The following is a 14882-nucleotide window of genomic DNA, read 5'->3' as shown; positions in this document are numbered from 1 at the left end:
AACCCGGGGAACGGCGGGGCGCGAGCTACGGAACGACCGGGCTCGCGCCCCGCTCCTGTTCCCGGGCGATGCGGCCGAGCCACTCCGCCAGCAGGCCGCGCTCCGGGGCGCTCAGGGCGGAGGTCGTGGGCAGCGCGGCGCGCAGGGCGATCGCCGCGCCCGCGGGGCCGGGGGTGGCCGCGACCGGGGCGTCGGTGGTGATCGCCGCGATGACCGCCTCGCGCGCCATGACGGACAGCTCCGTGTCCCGGCGGTCCTCCGGCATCGCGATGAGCGAGAGCGTCGTACCGCAGCCCGCCGCGTGGACGAGTTGCGCCGCCCGCTCCTCGGGGACCCGCAGCCGGCCCGCCTCGGCCACGCGACGGATGTGCCCCGCGAGGTGTGCGGCGGCGGCGACCGCCGCGGGCGGCCGCTCCCCGGGGTGCGGCTCGCCGTACATGAGCGAGTACAGCGTCGGGTTGGCGAGCCCGAAGGCGACGTTCAGGTCCCAGCCGTCGCGCAGGTCCTCGACCGGGTCACCGCTCGGCGCGATGTCCGCCTTGCTGTCCAGATGGGCCTGGAAACCGTGCGCGACGACCGCGTCGAGCAGCCCCCGCTTGTCCCCGAACAGCCGGTAGAGAGTGGGGGCCTGGACGCCCGCGGCGCTGCTCACCGCGCGGGTCGACACGGCCTCCCGGCCGCCCTCGCTCAGCAGCCGGACAGCGGCTTCGACGATACGGGCACGGTTGCCGTCCGCGACGGTCGTGGCACGAGACTCCATGATGGCGATGTTAACAACATCCTGTTACCGGCTCTTCGGATCGTGCGTTAACGTGAAAGTGTTAGCGATGGAAACGGTGCGTAAAAGCAGCACCGCGGAATCAGTCGGACCAAGTCCCGGAGGCCCCCATGATCGTCGTCACCACCCCCACCGGCCAGGTCGGCCACCAGGTACTCGCGTCGCTCGTCGGCGCCGGAGAGGACGTCCGGGTCGTCGTCCGCGACCCCGCCCGCCTCGACCCCGGTCCGCGCGCACGCGTGGAGGTCGTCGAGGGCTCGCACGACGACCCGGACGTCCTGAAGCGCGCCCTCGCGGGGGCGGGCGGCCTGTTCTGGCTCGTGCCGCCGAACCCACGCGCGGACGACATCCTGGAGCACTACCTGTCGTTCACCCGCCCGGCCTGCGAGGCGATCACCGAGCAGGGTGTGCGCCGCGTCGTGGCCGTCTCCAGCCTGGGCCGGGGCTACGGAAAGGACGCCGGTCAGCTCACCCCCGCCTTCCGGATGGACGAGCTGATCGAGAGCACCGGGGTGGCCTACCGGAGCCTCGCGATGCCCTTCTACATGGAGAACCTCCTCGGTATGGCCGGGGCGATCCGCGAGCAGGGCCTCTTCTTCCTGCCGAGCAGGGCCGACCAGGTCCTGCCGGTCGTCGCCACCCGCGACATCGCCGACCGGGCCGCGCGACTGCTGCGCGACGACTCCTGGAGCGGCCAGGGGAGCGTCGTCGTCTCCAGCGCCGACGAACTCACCCCCGAGGGCCTCGCCGAGGTCATGTCGGAGGTCCTGGAGCGCCCGGTGCGCTACCAGCAGGCCGACCTGGAGACCTACCGGTCCACGATGGAGCAGTTCGGCACCCCCGCCTGGGCCCAGGGCATGGTCGCCATGGCCGAGGCGCAGAACGACGGGGCCTACGACGCCGAGCTGAACGCCCCGTACACCCCCGCGCCCACGGACTTCCGCACGTGGTGCGAGGCGGTGCTCAAGCCGGCTGTCACGGGCTGACCCGCCGCACCTGCGAGGGGCGACGGCGCGCGGGTGGCGGAACCAGGAGTTCGGCCACCCGCCACCCACCCTTCACCTCGGAGCGGTGGGTTGTCAGCGGCGCGTGCTCTCATGGAGGACATGATCGACGACAAGAAGCAGAACGCCACGAACGTCACGAACCTCACGAACGCGGAGAACCCCGTGCACCGCGTGGCGGCGTTCCTCAAGGACGGCGGCGTTGCCGCGGTGGAGGCGGCCGTGCGGGAAGCGGTGGCCTCGGCCGTCCTGCCCCGGTTCCGGCGGCTCGCGGCCGAGGAGATCAGCGAGAAGTCCGCGCCGCACGACCTCGTGACCGTCGCGGACCGCGAGGCCGAACACCTGCTCACCGGGGCCCTGCCCGCCCTGCTGCCCGGTTCGCGCGTCGTCGGCGAGGAGGCCGTGGCCGCGGACCCGGCGCGGTACGAGGCGCTGCGCGGCCCCGACCCGGTGTGGATCGTCGACCCGGTCGACGGCACCCGGCAGTTCGTCCGGGGCGACACCGGCTTCTGCACCCTGGTCGCGCTCGCGGTGGGCGGGGAGGTCCTGGCCTCCTGGACGTACGCCCCGGTCCTGGAGGAGATGGCGATCGCCGTGCGGGGCGGTGGGGCGACGCTCAACGGCCGGCCTCTGACCGCCCCCGCCCCGGACCCGCTCGCCCCGCTCGACGTGGCCACCTCCCACCCGGACTACACGACCGAGGACCAGAAGCGCGCCCTGTCCGGGCTGCGCACCGAAGGCGTCCGGCCCCGGCCCTGCGGTTCGGCCGGACTGGAGTACCTGGCCGTGGCCCGCGGCGAACTCGCCGCCGTCGCCTTCAGCTGGGAGCTGGCCTGGGACCACGCGGCGGGCCTGCTCCTGGTCACCGAGACCGGCGGCGAGCACCGCACCCGCAGCGGGGAGCCCTTCCGCATCACCGGCGGCAACGCGCTGCCCTTCACCGCCGCCCGCGACGCGGCGACCGCCGAGCGGATACGGGCCCTGCTCGCCGGATGACCGTCCGCCGGGCGGCCCGGGACGGCGTTGTCGTACCCCGCGCCTAGAGTTCCGCCCATGACTCAAGCAGACGCGTCCCGGGTCCTTCTCCAGCCCTGGACGGAGGACGACCTCTGGCTACTGCGGGCGGCCAACACCCCCGAGATGACCGAGCACTTGGGCGGGCCCGAGAGCGAGGAGAAGTTGCTCAGCCGGCACGCGCGCTACCTCGACCGCTCGCAACCCGGCGGGGTCTTCCGCGTGGTCCGCGCCGACACGGGCGAGACCGCGGGTTCCATCGCCTTCTGGGAACACACCACGGGGCCCGAGGGCTTCGACCCGGTCGCCCCTCTCCCCGGCACCGCCGGCGCGCCCGGGCGCCACGTCGTGTGGGAGACCGGCTGGGCGGTCCTGCCCGGCCACCAGGGCAGGGGTCTGGCCTCCCACGCCGCCCGCGCGGTGGCCCACCGCGCCGCCGAGGACGGCCGCCACCGCGAACTGCACGCCTACCCCCGCAGCGATCACCCCGCCTCCAACGCGGTGTGCCGCAAAGCCGGGTTCACCCTCCTGGGCACCGTGTCCACGGAGTACCCGAAGGGCCACTGGGAGGACTCCGAGGACTGGTGCCTGCGGCTGGACACCCTCTGAGCCGATCCGGGCGCCCTCCCCGGGGCCGCGCGCTGCCGCGCCCCCGGCCGGGCCGCCCGGGGCCGGGCATATCCTGATGGTCACAGCCGTCGGCTGACGAAGGAGACCGAAGGTGTCGTCGTTGCTGGACGTGGTGGTCGTGGGGGCCGGTCCCAACGGACTGACCGCCGCGGTCGAACTGGCCCGGCGCGGGCGGTCGGTGGCGGTCTTCGAGGCCAAGGAGACGGTAGGCGGCGGCGCCCGCACCGAGGAACTGACCCTCCCCGGCTTCCGCCACGACCCGTGCTCCGCAGCCCACCCGCTCGGCATCAGCTCCCCGGCCTTCCGCGCCCTGCCCCTGGAGCGCTACGGCCTGCGCTGGCTGCACCACGAACTGCCCATGGCCCACCCCTTCCTGGACGGCAGCGCGGCCGTACTGGCCCGCTCGGTGGGGGAGACGGCGGCCTCCTTCGGCCCGCGCGACGCCGGTGCCTACCGACGTCTGGTGGCCCCGTTCCTCGGCCGCTGGGACAGCCTCCTGCGCGACTTCACGGCGCTGCCCGGTACCGCGCTGCCCCGCGACCCGCTGACGCTCGCCCGCTTCGGTCTCGCCGGGCTGCCGCCCGCCACCGTCCTGCTGCGCCGCTTCCGGGGCGAGCGGGCCCGCGCCCTGTTCGCCGGGCTGGTCGCCCACGTCATCGCCCCGCTCGGCGGGATCGCCACCGGCGCGGTCGGACTCGTCTTCGCGCTCGCCGCGCACGCCTACGGCTGGCCGGTCGCCCGGGGCGGTTCGCAGGCCGTGCCCGACGCGCTCACCGCGTACCTCAAGGATCTCGGCGGATCGGTGCACACCGACTACGAGGTCAAGCGCCTCGACGACCTGCCGCCCGCCCGCGCCTACCTCTTCGACACCTCCCCGCACGCCGCCGCCCGCATCGCCGGTCTCGGCCGGGCCTTCGACGGGTACCGGTACGGGGCCGGCGTGTTCAAGGTCGACTACGCCCTCGACGGGCCGGTGCCGTGGACGGCCGAGGAGGCCCGGCGCGCGGGCACCGTGCAGATCGGCGCGGACAGCGGAGAGATCTCCCGGGCCCTCAAGGCGGTGTCCCGCGAAGGGCGCGCGCCCTCACCGCCCTTCCTCATCACCGTCCAGCCCAGCCTCGCCGACCCCTCCCGGGCCCCCGAGGGCAAGCAGGTGTTCTGGGCGTACGGCCATGTCCCGAACCGCTGGGACGGGGATCTCACGGACGCGATCGAACGCCAACTGGAGCGTTTCGCACCGGGGTTCAAGGATCGCGTCCTGGCGCGGGCCACGGCCGGCCCGGCGCAGCTGGCCGCCCGCAACGCGAACTACGTCGGCGGCGACATCGCGTGCGGGGCGGCCAGCGGGCTCCAGCTCCTGCTGCGGCCCCGCCTTACCGCCCGCCCGTACGCGACCGCCCACCCGGCCGTCTTCCTGTGCTCCTCGGCGACCCCGCCGGGCCCCGGGGTGCACGGCATGTCCGGCCACAACGCGGCGCGCGCGGTGTGGAAGGCGCTGCGCGCCTCCGAGGCCCGCTGAGACGAGCGGCGCCGGGGGCGGAGTACCGGGCGCGCCCGCCTACCCCGCCACCTTCCCCAGCGCGTCCAGCACCGGGCGGATCAGCGGGTGTTCCTCCGCCCCGCACCGTACGGCGGCGAACACGCGGCGGGTCGGGGCGATACCGTCCACCGGGCGCACCACGACGTCCGTGAGGTCCATCCCGCGCAGCGCCGAACGTGGTACGAGGGCCACGCCCACGCCCGCCGAGGCCAGCGCGACCACGGCCCGGAAGTCGTCGGAGAGATGTTCCAGCGTCGGCTGGAAGCCCGCGTGCTCGCAGGCCAGGACCACCACGTCGTGGCACGGGTTGCCCGGGAACGGGCCGATCCAGGTGTCCCCCGAGAGGTCGCCGAGGGGGACGCGGGGCGCGGCGGCCAGCGGGTGGGCGAGCGGCAGCACCGCGTCGAAGGGCTCGGCGTACAGCGCGACCCGGGTCAGCCGGGGATCGTCGGCGCCGGGCGCGCCCCGGTACTCGACGGCGACCGCGATGTCCGTCTGCCGGTCCAGGACCATCGGCAGGCTCGCGTCCCCCTCCGCGTCCCGCACCCGCACCCGTATGCCCGGCGCGGTGTCGGCGAGGACGGCGAGGGCGGGGGCGACGACGAGGCCGATCCCGGTCGCGAACGAGGTGACGGTCACCGTGCCCGAGGCCCCCGAGCTGTACGCCGCGAGTTCCGCCTCGGCCCGCTCCAGCTGGGCCAGCACCACGTGGGTGTGGGAGAGCAGGATCTCCCCGGCCGGGGTGAGCCGCACCCCGCGTGCCGAGCGTTCCACGAGCCGGTGGCCGGTCTCCTGCTCCAGGGCGCTGAGCTGCTGGGAGACGGCCGAGGGGGTCAGGTAGAGGGCGGCGGCGGCCGCCGTCACCGTCCCGTGGTCCGCGACCGCACGCAGGATGTGCAGCCGACGCGCTTCAATCATGGACCGATTGTCCCAAACCGGGCGACGGCCGCGGCCGGGGGCCGCCCGCAGGAGCCGAGAAGGCTCCGGGACGGCCCCCGGCCGGGACACCGAGCGGAGAGCGCGGCTCAGGCCACGGTCCCGGGCGGCGGCGGGCGCTGCTCAGCCCTCGGCGCCCAGCGCCTCGCGGGCCGAGGCGAAGGCGTCCACGGCCCGGTCCACGTCCTCGGCCGTGTGCGCGGCGGACAGCTGGACCCGGATGCGGGCCTGGCCCTGCGGGACCACCGGGTACGAGAAGGCCGTGACGTAGACGCCGCGCTCCAGCAGCAGCTCCGCCATCCGCCCCGCGACGCTCGCGTCGCCGAACATGACGGGGACGATCGCGTGCTGCCCCGGCAGCAGGTCGAAGCCGGCCGCGGTCATCCGCGCACGGAAGCGTTCCGTGTTCTCGATGAGCTGTTCGCGCTGGCCGGAGGCCGACTCCAGGAGGTCGAGGACCTTGAGCGAGGCGCCCGCGATGACCGGCGCGAGGCTGTTGGAGAACAGGTACGGGCGCGAGCGCTGGCGCAGCAGCGCGACGATCTCCGCGCGGGCCGCCACATAGCCGCCCGAGGCCCCGCCGAGCGCCTTGCCGAGGGTCCCGGTGAGGATGTCGACGCGGTCCATGACGCCGTGCAGTTCGGGGGTGCCGCGCCCGCCCGCGCCGACGAAGCCGACCGCGTGCGAGTCGTCGACCATGACCATCGCGTCGTAGCGCTCGGCGAGGTCGCAGATCTCCGGCAGCGGCGCCAGGTAGCCGTCCATCGAGAACACGCCGTCGGTCACGATCAGCTTCCGGCGCGCGCCGGAGGCGTCCTGGAGCTGCTTCTCCAGGTCGGCCATGTCGCGGTTGGCGTACCGCAGCCGCCGGGCCTTCGACAGCCGGATGCCGTCGATGATCGAGGCGTGGTTGAGCGCGTCGGAGATGACCGCGTCCTCAGCGCCCAGCAGCGTCTCGAAGACCCCGCCGTTCGCGTCGAAGCACGAGGAGTAGAGGATCGTGTCCTCCTGCCCGAGGAACGCCGAAAGCCGCGCCTCCAGCTCCTTGTGCACCTCCTGGGTACCGCAGATGAACCGCACCGAGGCCATGCCGTAGCCCCAGCGGTCCAGGGCCTCGTGCCCGGCGGCGATCACCTCGGGGTGGTCGGCGAGGCCCAGGTAGTTGTTGGCGCAGAAGTTGAGCACCTCGCCGGGGCGGCCGCCGCCGGTGACGTCGACGGTCGCCGACTGCGGGGTGCCGATGACCCGCTCGGGCTTGTGCAGTCCGGCCGCGGTGATCTCGTCGAGTGTGGCCCGCAGGCCGTCGCGCACGGAGTCGAACATGGGGGTGTCTCCCGGAGTGAAGAGGCGGAAAGGAGTGGCGGGGGAGCGGACGGGCTCAGACGGTCCAGTCGAGGATGACCTTGCCGCCCCGGCCGCTCGCCGCGTCCGCGAAGGCGGCCTCGAAGTCGGCGGCCGGATAGCGTCCGGTGATGACGGGGGACAGGTCGAGCCCGCCTTCGAGCAGCACCGACATCGCGTACCAGGTCTCGAACATCTCGCGGCCGTAGATGCCCTTGATCGTGATCATCGAGGTGACGATCCGCGCCCAGTCGACGGCGAACTCCTCGGCGGGCAGGCCGAGCATGGCGATCTTCCCGCCGTGCGTCATGTTCGCGATCATGTCGCGGGCCGCTGCCGGGTTCCCGGACATCTCCAGGCCCACGTCGAAGCCCTCGCGCAGGCCCAGCTCGCGCTGGCCCTCGGCGATCGAGGAGCGGGACACGTCGAGCGCGAGGTCCACGCCGATCTTGCGGGCCAGCGCCAGCCGCTCCTCGCTCACGTCGGTGACCACGACGTTGCGGGCCCCGGCGTGTTTGGCGACAGCCGCCGCCATGAGGCCGATCGGACCCGCGCCCGTGATCAGGACGTCCTCGCCGACCAGCGGGAAGGACAGCGCGGTGTGCACGGCGTTGCCGAAGGGGTCGAAGATCGCGGCCACGTCCAGGTCGACGGGGGAGCGGTGCACCCACACGTTGGAGGCGGGCAGTACGACGTACTCGGCGAAGCAGCCGTCCCGGCCCACCCCCAGGCCCACGGTCGCCCGGCACAGGTGGCGGCGGCCGGCCAGACAGTTGCGGCACTTGCCGCACACGAGGTGCCCCTCGCCGCTCACCAGGTCGCCCACGGAGACCCCGGTGACGTTGGGGCCCGTCGAGACCACCTCGCCGGCGAACTCGTGGCCCACCACGAGCGGGGCGCGCACGGCCTGCTGGGCCCAGCCGTCCCAGTTGCGGATGTGCAGGTCGGTGCCGCAGATACCGGTCCTGGACACCTTGATCAGCACGTCGTCGGGGCCGGTCTGCGGCCGGGGCACCTCCACGAGCGAGAGTCCGGGCTCCGCCTTCTCCTTGACCAGCGCCTTCACGGGGCGGCTCCTGTTCTGTGCGCGCCGGGCGCGGCGGGAGCCGTCGTACCCCGGCGGGGGTGAGGGTGCGGGCGGGACCCCGCGCCCGGCAGGGCACGCACCGCCTCTGCGGGAATCCTGCCCACCCGGGAGCGCCGGGTCCATCGAGGTTTTCTTAACCGCCCGCGCAGCTTTCCTTCAGACCCCGCGCTGCCGGGCCCCGCCCGCACCCCCGGGCGGGTCAGCGCGGCGGGCCGTCGTGCAGGATGCGCTGGAAGAGCCGGTGGTCGCGCCACGCGCCGTCGATGTGCAGGAACTGGGCGGCGTCGCCGATGACGGAGAACCCGCACTTGGCCAGGACGCGCTGCGATCCCAGGTTGTCGAGCAGTGTCCCGGCCTCGACACGGTGCAGGCGCAGCCCCTCGTCGGCGTACGCGCACGCGAACCGGGCCGCGGCCGAGGCCAGCCCCCTGCCCCCGTACTCCTGGTCGATCCAGTAGCCGAGGTTGGCGCTGGACAGCGGTCCGCGCACGAGGTGCGACAGCGTCACCGTCCCGACGACGCGTTCCCCGTCGAGGAGCACCCAGCCGAACAGGGCGCCCGCCTCCTGCGCGGAGAGCTGGTCGCTCAGCCGCCGGGCCTGGCCGTCGAGGGTGTAGAAATCCTCGCCCCGGTCGGGTTCGAAGGGGCGCAGATGGGCGCGGTTGCGTACGTACGCGTCGAGGAGGGCGCTGGTGTCCCCCGGGGCGAGCGGACGTATCCGGATGCCGTCGGCGAGGACGGTCTCTGTTTTCGGCATGGCAGGAGATTACGCTGGTCAGCGTGGCCCCCGACGGGCGCGTCGGGGCGTGGACGGGCGGTGCGGGACCGGCCCGCCGGTGGTGTGGATCAGCCCGGCGCGGCACTCGGACGGGTGGTGCGCGATCACGGCCCGGACGGGCGGGTGCTGGCCCGGACGATCAGTCGCGGGGCGACCGTCAGATGGGTCACCTCCTTCGCCCGGCCCTCGATGTGCTCGATGAGCAGGGCGATGCTCTTGCGCCCGACCGCGGTGAAGTCCTGCCGCACCGTGGTGAGCGGCGGCGGGAAGAACTCGGCCTCCGGGATGTCGTCGAAACCGGCGACCGCCACGTCCTCGGGGGTGCGCACCCCCGCCTCCCGGAAGGCCCGCAGCACCCCCAGCGCCATCTGGTCGTTCGCGACGAACACCGCCCGCACGGGTACGGGCTCCCCGCGGGGTGCGGGACCGCTGCCGGGAGGTGTCCGCCCGGCCGGTGCCACCAGCCGGGCGAGGGCCTGACCGGCGCGGTAGCCGGACTGCGGACTCCAGTCGCCGTGCAGGGGGGCCACCACCGGGGCGCCGGCCTCCTCCAGGGCCGCCCGCCACCCCTGGGTCCTGGCCTCGCTCTCCAGCCAGTTCTGCGGGCCCGCTACGTGCCACACGGTGGAGTGGCCGCAGCCCAGCAGGTGGGCGGTCACCAGGCGGGCCCCGCCGGCCTGGTCCATGGACACTCCGGGCAGCGGCAGCCGGTGCCCGCCCTCCACGGTCACCACGGGGAACGGGGTGCGCAGACCGGCCAGCGCCCGCACGGTCTCGCGCTGCGGGGTGATGGCCACGGCCCCGTCCACCCCCCAGGCCGCGAGGTGTTCGACGGCCTCGGCGAGCGCGGACCCGTCGGTGGTGCGCAGGGTCACCACCGACACGAGGTACCCCTGGTCGCGCGCCGCCTCCTGGACCCCGGCGAGCGTCGAGGCGGGCCCGTGCAGCGTGGTGTTGACGGCGATCACCCCGATGGTCCTGGTGCGCCGGGTCACCAGCGCGCGGGCCGCGGGGTTGCGGCGGTAGCCGAGCCGCGCGACGGCCGCGTGCACCTGCTCCCGGGTCGCCTCGCGCACATGGGGATGACCGCTCAGGACCCGCGAGACGGTCTGATGGGACACCCCGGCCACCCGGGCCACGTCCGCCATCGTCGGCGGTCGCGAAGTCTTCGCGGAGCGTGACAAAGCCCCTCCTCCCGATCGGCGTGCAGCAGGTTACCCGGGGTCACCGCCCGTGCGCCCCCGCTCGTCGGGTCCTGTGGTGGCAAGCGCTTGCCGCCCCGGCGTCCGCACCCCGGCTGCCGGGGGCGGCGGGCGGCCACCGTACCCCGGCATTCCGGACACCGGCCCCGCCGGGCGGGCTCCGCCCTCGCGTCCTCGCCGGTGCGGGCTCCTCAATTTCCACCAAACGAGGTCCCAAAAAGCCTCAATGGGCGGTAAGTTGCCGCAGGGGTTCCATCAAAGTCGACCACTCCCAAGCGAGTTCGCTCGTCGAGTGACAGAAATCCACGCGTCCTCACCCGAATCGGCCCCCTGAAGGACACGGTCCGGAAACATTCCGGGCCGGTGGAGGAGAAAGCCCGTACAGACCCTTGCCCCAGCCGATTGTTAGCGCAAACATGCGTCTGCGCACCCAGTCGCCGCAGGGGCGGCGCCGCCCTTCGTGTGTACCTCCCCGACCTCTCGACGAAGAGAACGACAAGGACTGATGACGATGCGTCAACGCCACACCCTGCCCGCGCTGCTCTGCGCCGCCGCCCTGAGCCTGAGCCTGGCCGCCTGCGGCCAGGACAGTGAGGGCGGCAGCAAGGAGGACAAGAAGGCGAACGACGCGACCGTCGGGATCGCGATGCCGACGAAGTCCTCGGAGCGCTGGATCGCCGACGGCAAGAACATGGTCTCCTCGCTCAAGAAGGCCGGCTACAAGACGACCCTCCAGTACGGCGAGGACGACCCGGACCAGCAGGTCTCGCAGATCGAGAACATGATCACGCAGGGCGTGGACGCACTCGTGGTCGCCGCCATCGATGGACGGGCCCTGAGCAACGTGCTCCAGCAGGCCGCCGACGCCGACATCCCGGTGATCTCCTACGACCGGCTCATCCTCGGCAGCCCCAACGTCGACTACTACGCCTCCTTCGACAACGAGAAGGTCGGACAGCTCCAGGGCAACTACATCCTGGACAAGCTGGGCCTCGCCGACGGCTCGAAGAAGGGCCCCTTCTCCATCGAGCTGTTCGCCGGCTCCAACGACGACAACAACACCCGCTACTTCTTCGACGGCGCGATGAAGGTCCTCCAGCCGTACATCGACAAGAAGCAGCTCGTGGTGCGCTCGAAGCAGACCAAGCTCAACCAGATCACCACCCTGCGCTGGGACGGCGGCACCGCCCAGAAGCGCATGGACGACCTGCTCACCTCCAGCTACGCGCACAGCAAGGTCGACGCGGTGCTCTCGCCGTACGACGGCATCTCCATCGGCATCCTCTCCGCCCTCAAGTCCGACGACTACGGCAGCAAGAGCAAGCCGCTGCCCGTGGTCACCGGGCAGGACGCCGAACTCGCCTCGGTCAAGTCGATCATCGCGGGCGAGCAGACGATGACCGTCTACAAGGACACCCGCGCGCTCGCCGAGGTCGCGGCCGACATGGCCGACGCCGTGCTCAACGGCAAGAAGCCGAAGGTCAACGACACCAAGACCTACGACAACGGCAAGAAGGTCGTGCCCGCCTTCCTGCTCAAGCCGGTGAGCGTCGACAAGTCCAACTACACCAAGGAACTCGTCGACTCCGGCTACTACAAGCAGAGCCAGCTCAACTGACGGCGTCCCCGGCCGGTCGCGCGCCGGCCGGGCCCCCGTACCGATCACAGAGAAGTAGTGCTGACCACCAAGAAAGGCGGAGCCATGCCGGCACCCGTCCTGGAGATGCGCTCGATCGTCAAGTCCTTCACCGGCGTCAAGGCCCTCTCCGACGTCTCCCTCTCGGTGCGCGCCGGAGAGGTGCACGCCATCTGCGGGGAGAACGGCGCCGGCAAGTCGACGCTGATGAAGATCCTCAGCGGGGTCCACCCGCACGGCAGTTACGAGGGCGAGGTCCTGTTCGAGTCCGAGCCCTGCCGGTTCCGCGACATCCGGGCCAGCGAGAAGCGCGGAATCGTCATCATCCACCAGGAGCTGGCCCTGGTTCCGTACCTGTCCCTGGCCGAGAACATCTTCCTCGGCAACGAACGCGCCAGCCGGGGTGTCATCAGCTGGCACCGCACCCTGGGTGAGGCCTCACGGCTGCTGCGCCGCGTCGGACTGGCGGACAACCCGCAGACCAGGGTCTCCGACATCGGCGTCGGCAAGCAGCAACTCGTGGAGATCGCCAAGGCCTTGGCGAAGGAGGTGAAGCTGCTGATCCTCGACGAGCCGACGGCCGCGCTCAACGACGAGGACAGCGCCGCCCTGCTGCGCCTGATCCTGGAACTCAAGGAACAGGGCATCACCTCGATCATCATCTCGCACAAGCTCGGCGAGATCGCCGCCGTCGCCGACTCGGTGACCATCCTGCGCGACGGCCGCACCGTCGAGACGCTCGACGTCAAGGCCCCCGAGACCACCGAGGAACGCATCATCCGCGGAATGGTCGGCCGCGACCTCGACCACCGCTTCCCCGAACGCAGCCCGTACACCGCGGACTCGGGGGAGCAGCCCGCGCTGGAGATCCGGGACTGGACCGTCTTCCACCCCGTCGACCAGCAGCGCAAGGTCGTGGACTCCGTCTCGGTGAACGTGCGCCGCGGCGAGATCGTCGGCATCGCGGGACTCATGGGAGCGGGCCGCACCGAACTCGCGATGAGCGTCTTCGGGCGCTCCTACGGCCGGCACGCGGGCGGCACCGTCCTGCGCGACGGGGCCCCGGTACGCACCCGCACCGTGCCCGAGGCCATCGGACACGGCATCGCCTACGTCACCGAGGACCGCAAGTACTACGGGCTCAACCTCATCGACACCGTCAAGAGCAACATCACCCTCGGCGCGCTGCGCAAGGTGGCCCGGCACTCGGTCGTGGACGCGCACGAGGAGCGCCGCGTCGCCGAGTCCTTCCGCACCTCGATGAACATCCGCGCCCCGCACATCATGGAGCCGGTCGGCCGGCTCTCCGGCGGCAACCAGCAGAAGGTCGTCCTCAGCAAGTGGATCTTCGCCGGGCCCGAGGTGCTCATCCTCGACGAACCCACGCGCGGGATCGACGTGGGCGCCAAGTACGAGATCTACACGGTGATCGACCGGCTGGCCGCCGAGGGCAAGGCCGTCGTCTTCATCTCCTCCGAGCTTCCCGAACTGCTCGGAATGTGCGACCGCATCTACACGATGGCGGCCGGCCGGCTCACCGGCGAGGTGCCGCGCGAGCAGGCCGACCAGGAGACGCTGATGCGGCTCATGACCAAGGACACCCGGGCCGCCGAGAGCCGCGCCGGGGCACACAGCGAGGGACAGGACTCATGAGCGCCAACCTCACCGAGGGAAAACCAGCCGGCACCCCGCCCACCGGCGTGAAGAAGCCCGGCGCCGCCGGCCGGGGACTGCTCGGGCTGCTCGCCGACGCGATGCGCCGCAACATGCGCCAGTACGGCATGCTGATCGCGCTCGGCCTGATCGTCGTGCTGTTCGAGGCGTGGACCGGCGGGGACCTGCTGCTGCCCCGCAACGTCTCCAACCTGGTCCTGCAGAACAGCTACATCCTGATCCTCGCCATCGGCATGATGGTGGTGATCATCGCCGGGCACATCGACCTGTCCGTCGGCTCACTCACCGCCCTGGTCGGCGCGGTCGGCGCCGTCCTCATGGTCGACCACCACATGGCCTGGCCCCTCGCGGTCGTGCTGTGCCTGCTGCTGGGCGCGGCGGCGGGAGCCATGCAGGGCTTCTTCATCGCCTATCTGGGCATCCCCTCCTTCATCGTGACGCTCGCCGGAATGCTGCTCTTCCGCGGCTTCACCGAGATCTTCCTCAAGGGGCAGACCCTCGGCCCGTTCCCGGACGGCCTGCAGAAGGTCTCCAACGGCTTCCTGCCCTCCGTCGGACCGGACACCAACTACCACAACCTCACCCTGCTCCTCGGCCTCCTCCTCGTGGGCTTCGTCGTCCTCCAGGAACTGCGCGAGCGGCGCAGGCAGCGGGAGTTCGAGCTGGCGCCGCTGCCCACCGGACTGTTCGCGCTCAAGCTGACCGCGCTGGTCGCCGCCGTCCTCGTCGTCACGATGCTGCTCGCGAGCTACAAGGGCGCCCCCGTGGTGCTGCTGATCCTCGCGGTCCTCGTGGTCGGCTTCGGCTACGTCATGCGCAACGTCATCATCGGCCGCCACGTCTACGCGCTCGGCGGCAACCTGCCCGCCGCCAAGCTCTCCGGCGTCAAGGACAAGCGGATCACCTTCGCGGTCTTCCTCAACATGGGGGTCCTCGCGGCGCTCGCCGGACTCGTGTTCGCCGCACGCTTCAACGCGGCCTCCCCGAAGGCCGGCATCAACTTCGAACTGGAGGCCATCGCCGCCTCGTTCATCGGAGGCGCCTCCATGAGCGGCGGGGTCGGCACCGTACTGGGCGCGATCATCGGTGGTCTCGTCCTCGGCGTCCTCAACAACGGCATGAACCTCGTCGGTATCGGCACCGACTGGCAGCAGGTCATCAAGGGCCTCGTCCTGCTGGCCGCCGTCGGCTTCGACGTCTGGAACAAGCGGCGCGGGGTGTCCTGACACCGGGCCCCGCCGTCCGGGCGCCGAGGCCACGGC

General features: G+C 72.3%; 13 protein-coding genes. 7 read left to right on the top strand and 6 right to left on the bottom strand.

What is annotated here, in order from left to right; all coding sequences use genetic code 11:
- Window positions 1-25 precede the first annotated feature (25 nt).
- Window positions 26-760 (bottom strand): TetR/AcrR family transcriptional regulator, encoded by a 735-nt coding sequence (locus tag AB0J21_RS02760; protein WP_363143946.1) that lies wholly within the window; start codon window positions 758-760, stop codon window positions 26-28.
- A gap of 128 nt (window positions 761-888) precedes the next feature.
- On the opposite strand from AB0J21_RS02760, the gene AB0J21_RS02755 reads away from it, so the two are divergent.
- The 4 genes from AB0J21_RS02755 to AB0J21_RS02740 all read left to right on the top strand — a co-directional run bounded on the left by AB0J21_RS02755 (window position 889) and on the right by AB0J21_RS02740 (window position 4945).
- Entirely contained in the window at window positions 889-1764 is an 876-nt protein-coding gene (locus AB0J21_RS02755) for an NmrA family NAD(P)-binding protein (RefSeq protein ID WP_363143945.1), read from the top strand.
- A 120-nt stretch (window positions 1765-1884) separates the two neighbouring features.
- Complete coding sequence (locus tag AB0J21_RS02750) at window positions 1885-2778, top strand: inositol monophosphatase family protein (RefSeq protein ID WP_363143944.1); 894 nt, start codon at window positions 1885-1887, stop codon at window positions 2776-2778.
- A gap of 57 nt (window positions 2779-2835) precedes the next feature.
- Window positions 2836-3405: a GNAT family protein gene (locus tag AB0J21_RS02745; protein WP_363143943.1), complete on the top strand. Its 570-nt coding sequence runs from the start codon at window positions 2836-2838 to the stop codon at window positions 3403-3405.
- 112 nt (window positions 3406-3517) lie between these two features.
- Window positions 3518-4945, top strand: coding sequence for an NAD(P)/FAD-dependent oxidoreductase (locus AB0J21_RS02740; RefSeq protein ID WP_363143942.1), 1428 nt, complete (start codon window positions 3518-3520; stop codon window positions 4943-4945).
- A 39-nt stretch (window positions 4946-4984) separates the two neighbouring features.
- On the opposite strand, the gene AB0J21_RS02735 is transcribed toward AB0J21_RS02740, so the two are convergent.
- The 5 genes from AB0J21_RS02735 to AB0J21_RS02715 all read right to left on the bottom strand — a co-directional run bounded on the left by AB0J21_RS02735 (window position 4985) and on the right by AB0J21_RS02715 (window position 10292).
- Window positions 4985-5884 carry a LysR family transcriptional regulator gene (locus AB0J21_RS02735; protein ID WP_363143941.1) on the bottom strand — a complete coding sequence of 300 codons (900 nt, stop codon included), beginning with the start codon at window positions 5882-5884 and terminating at the stop codon, window positions 4985-4987.
- Between the two features lie 141 nt (window positions 5885-6025).
- Window positions 6026-7225: a glycine C-acetyltransferase gene (locus AB0J21_RS02730; RefSeq protein ID WP_363143940.1), complete on the bottom strand. Its 1200-nt coding sequence runs from the start codon at window positions 7223-7225 to the stop codon at window positions 6026-6028.
- A gap of 55 nt (window positions 7226-7280) precedes the next feature.
- Entirely contained in the window at window positions 7281-8309 is a 1029-nt protein-coding gene (tdh, locus tag AB0J21_RS02725; RefSeq protein WP_363143939.1) for an L-threonine 3-dehydrogenase, read from the bottom strand.
- A gap of 220 nt (window positions 8310-8529) precedes the next feature.
- Entirely contained in the window at window positions 8530-9087 is a 558-nt protein-coding gene (locus AB0J21_RS02720) for a GNAT family protein (protein WP_363143938.1), read from the bottom strand.
- Window positions 9088-9212: 125 nt separating this feature from the next.
- Window positions 9213-10292 (bottom strand): LacI family DNA-binding transcriptional regulator, encoded by a 1080-nt coding sequence (locus AB0J21_RS02715; RefSeq protein ID WP_363143937.1) that lies wholly within the window; start codon window positions 10290-10292, stop codon window positions 9213-9215.
- Window positions 10293-10815: 523 nt separating this feature from the next.
- On the opposite strand from AB0J21_RS02715, the gene chvE reads away from it, so the two are divergent.
- From chvE to mmsB, 3 genes are all read left to right on the top strand, one after another.
- Window positions 10816-11928 (top strand): multiple monosaccharide ABC transporter substrate-binding protein, encoded by a 1113-nt coding sequence (chvE, locus tag AB0J21_RS02710; protein WP_363143936.1) that lies wholly within the window; start codon window positions 10816-10818, stop codon window positions 11926-11928.
- An 84-nt stretch (window positions 11929-12012) separates the two neighbouring features.
- Entirely contained in the window at window positions 12013-13599 is a 1587-nt protein-coding gene (mmsA, locus tag AB0J21_RS02705; protein WP_363143935.1) for a multiple monosaccharide ABC transporter ATP-binding protein, read from the top strand.
- Window positions 13596-14846 carry a multiple monosaccharide ABC transporter permease gene (gene mmsB / locus AB0J21_RS02700; protein WP_363143934.1) on the top strand — a complete coding sequence of 417 codons (1251 nt, stop codon included), beginning with the start codon at window positions 13596-13598 and terminating at the stop codon, window positions 14844-14846. The genes mmsA and mmsB overlap by 4 nt, the downstream gene beginning before the upstream one ends.
- The last annotated feature ends 36 nt before the right edge of the window (window positions 14847-14882 follow it).

The organism is Streptomyces sp. NPDC049954 (assembly GCF_040656295.1).
Taxonomy (GTDB): domain Bacteria; phylum Actinomycetota; class Actinomycetes; order Streptomycetales; family Streptomycetaceae; genus Streptomyces.
Note: the sequence above shows the minus strand (reverse complement) of the source record. Positions and strands in the feature narration are given on the sequence as shown.

Coding starts and splice junctions, on each gene's coding strand:
- AB0J21_RS02760 (WP_363143946.1), bottom strand. CDS start 760: ATGGAGTCTCGTGCCACGACCGTCGCGGACGGCAACCGTGCCCGTATC.
- AB0J21_RS02755 (WP_363143945.1), top strand. CDS start 889: ATGATCGTCGTCACCACCCCCACCGGCCAGGTCGGCCACCAGGTACTC.
- AB0J21_RS02750 (WP_363143944.1), top strand. CDS start 1,885: ATGATCGACGACAAGAAGCAGAACGCCACGAACGTCACGAACCTCACG.
- AB0J21_RS02745 (WP_363143943.1), top strand. CDS start 2,836: ATGACTCAAGCAGACGCGTCCCGGGTCCTTCTCCAGCCCTGGACGGAG.
- AB0J21_RS02735 (WP_363143941.1), bottom strand. CDS start 5,884: ATGATTGAAGCGCGTCGGCTGCACATCCTGCGTGCGGTCGCGGACCAC.
- AB0J21_RS02730 (WP_363143940.1), bottom strand. CDS start 7,225: ATGTTCGACTCCGTGCGCGACGGCCTGCGGGCCACACTCGACGAGATC.
- AB0J21_RS02720 (WP_363143938.1), bottom strand. CDS start 9,087: ATGCCGAAAACAGAGACCGTCCTCGCCGACGGCATCCGGATACGTCCG.
- chvE (WP_363143936.1), top strand. CDS start 10,816: ATGACGATGCGTCAACGCCACACCCTGCCCGCGCTGCTCTGCGCCGCC.
- mmsA (WP_363143935.1), top strand. CDS start 12,013: ATGCCGGCACCCGTCCTGGAGATGCGCTCGATCGTCAAGTCCTTCACC.
- mmsB (WP_363143934.1), top strand. CDS start 13,596: ATGAGCGCCAACCTCACCGAGGGAAAACCAGCCGGCACCCCGCCCACC.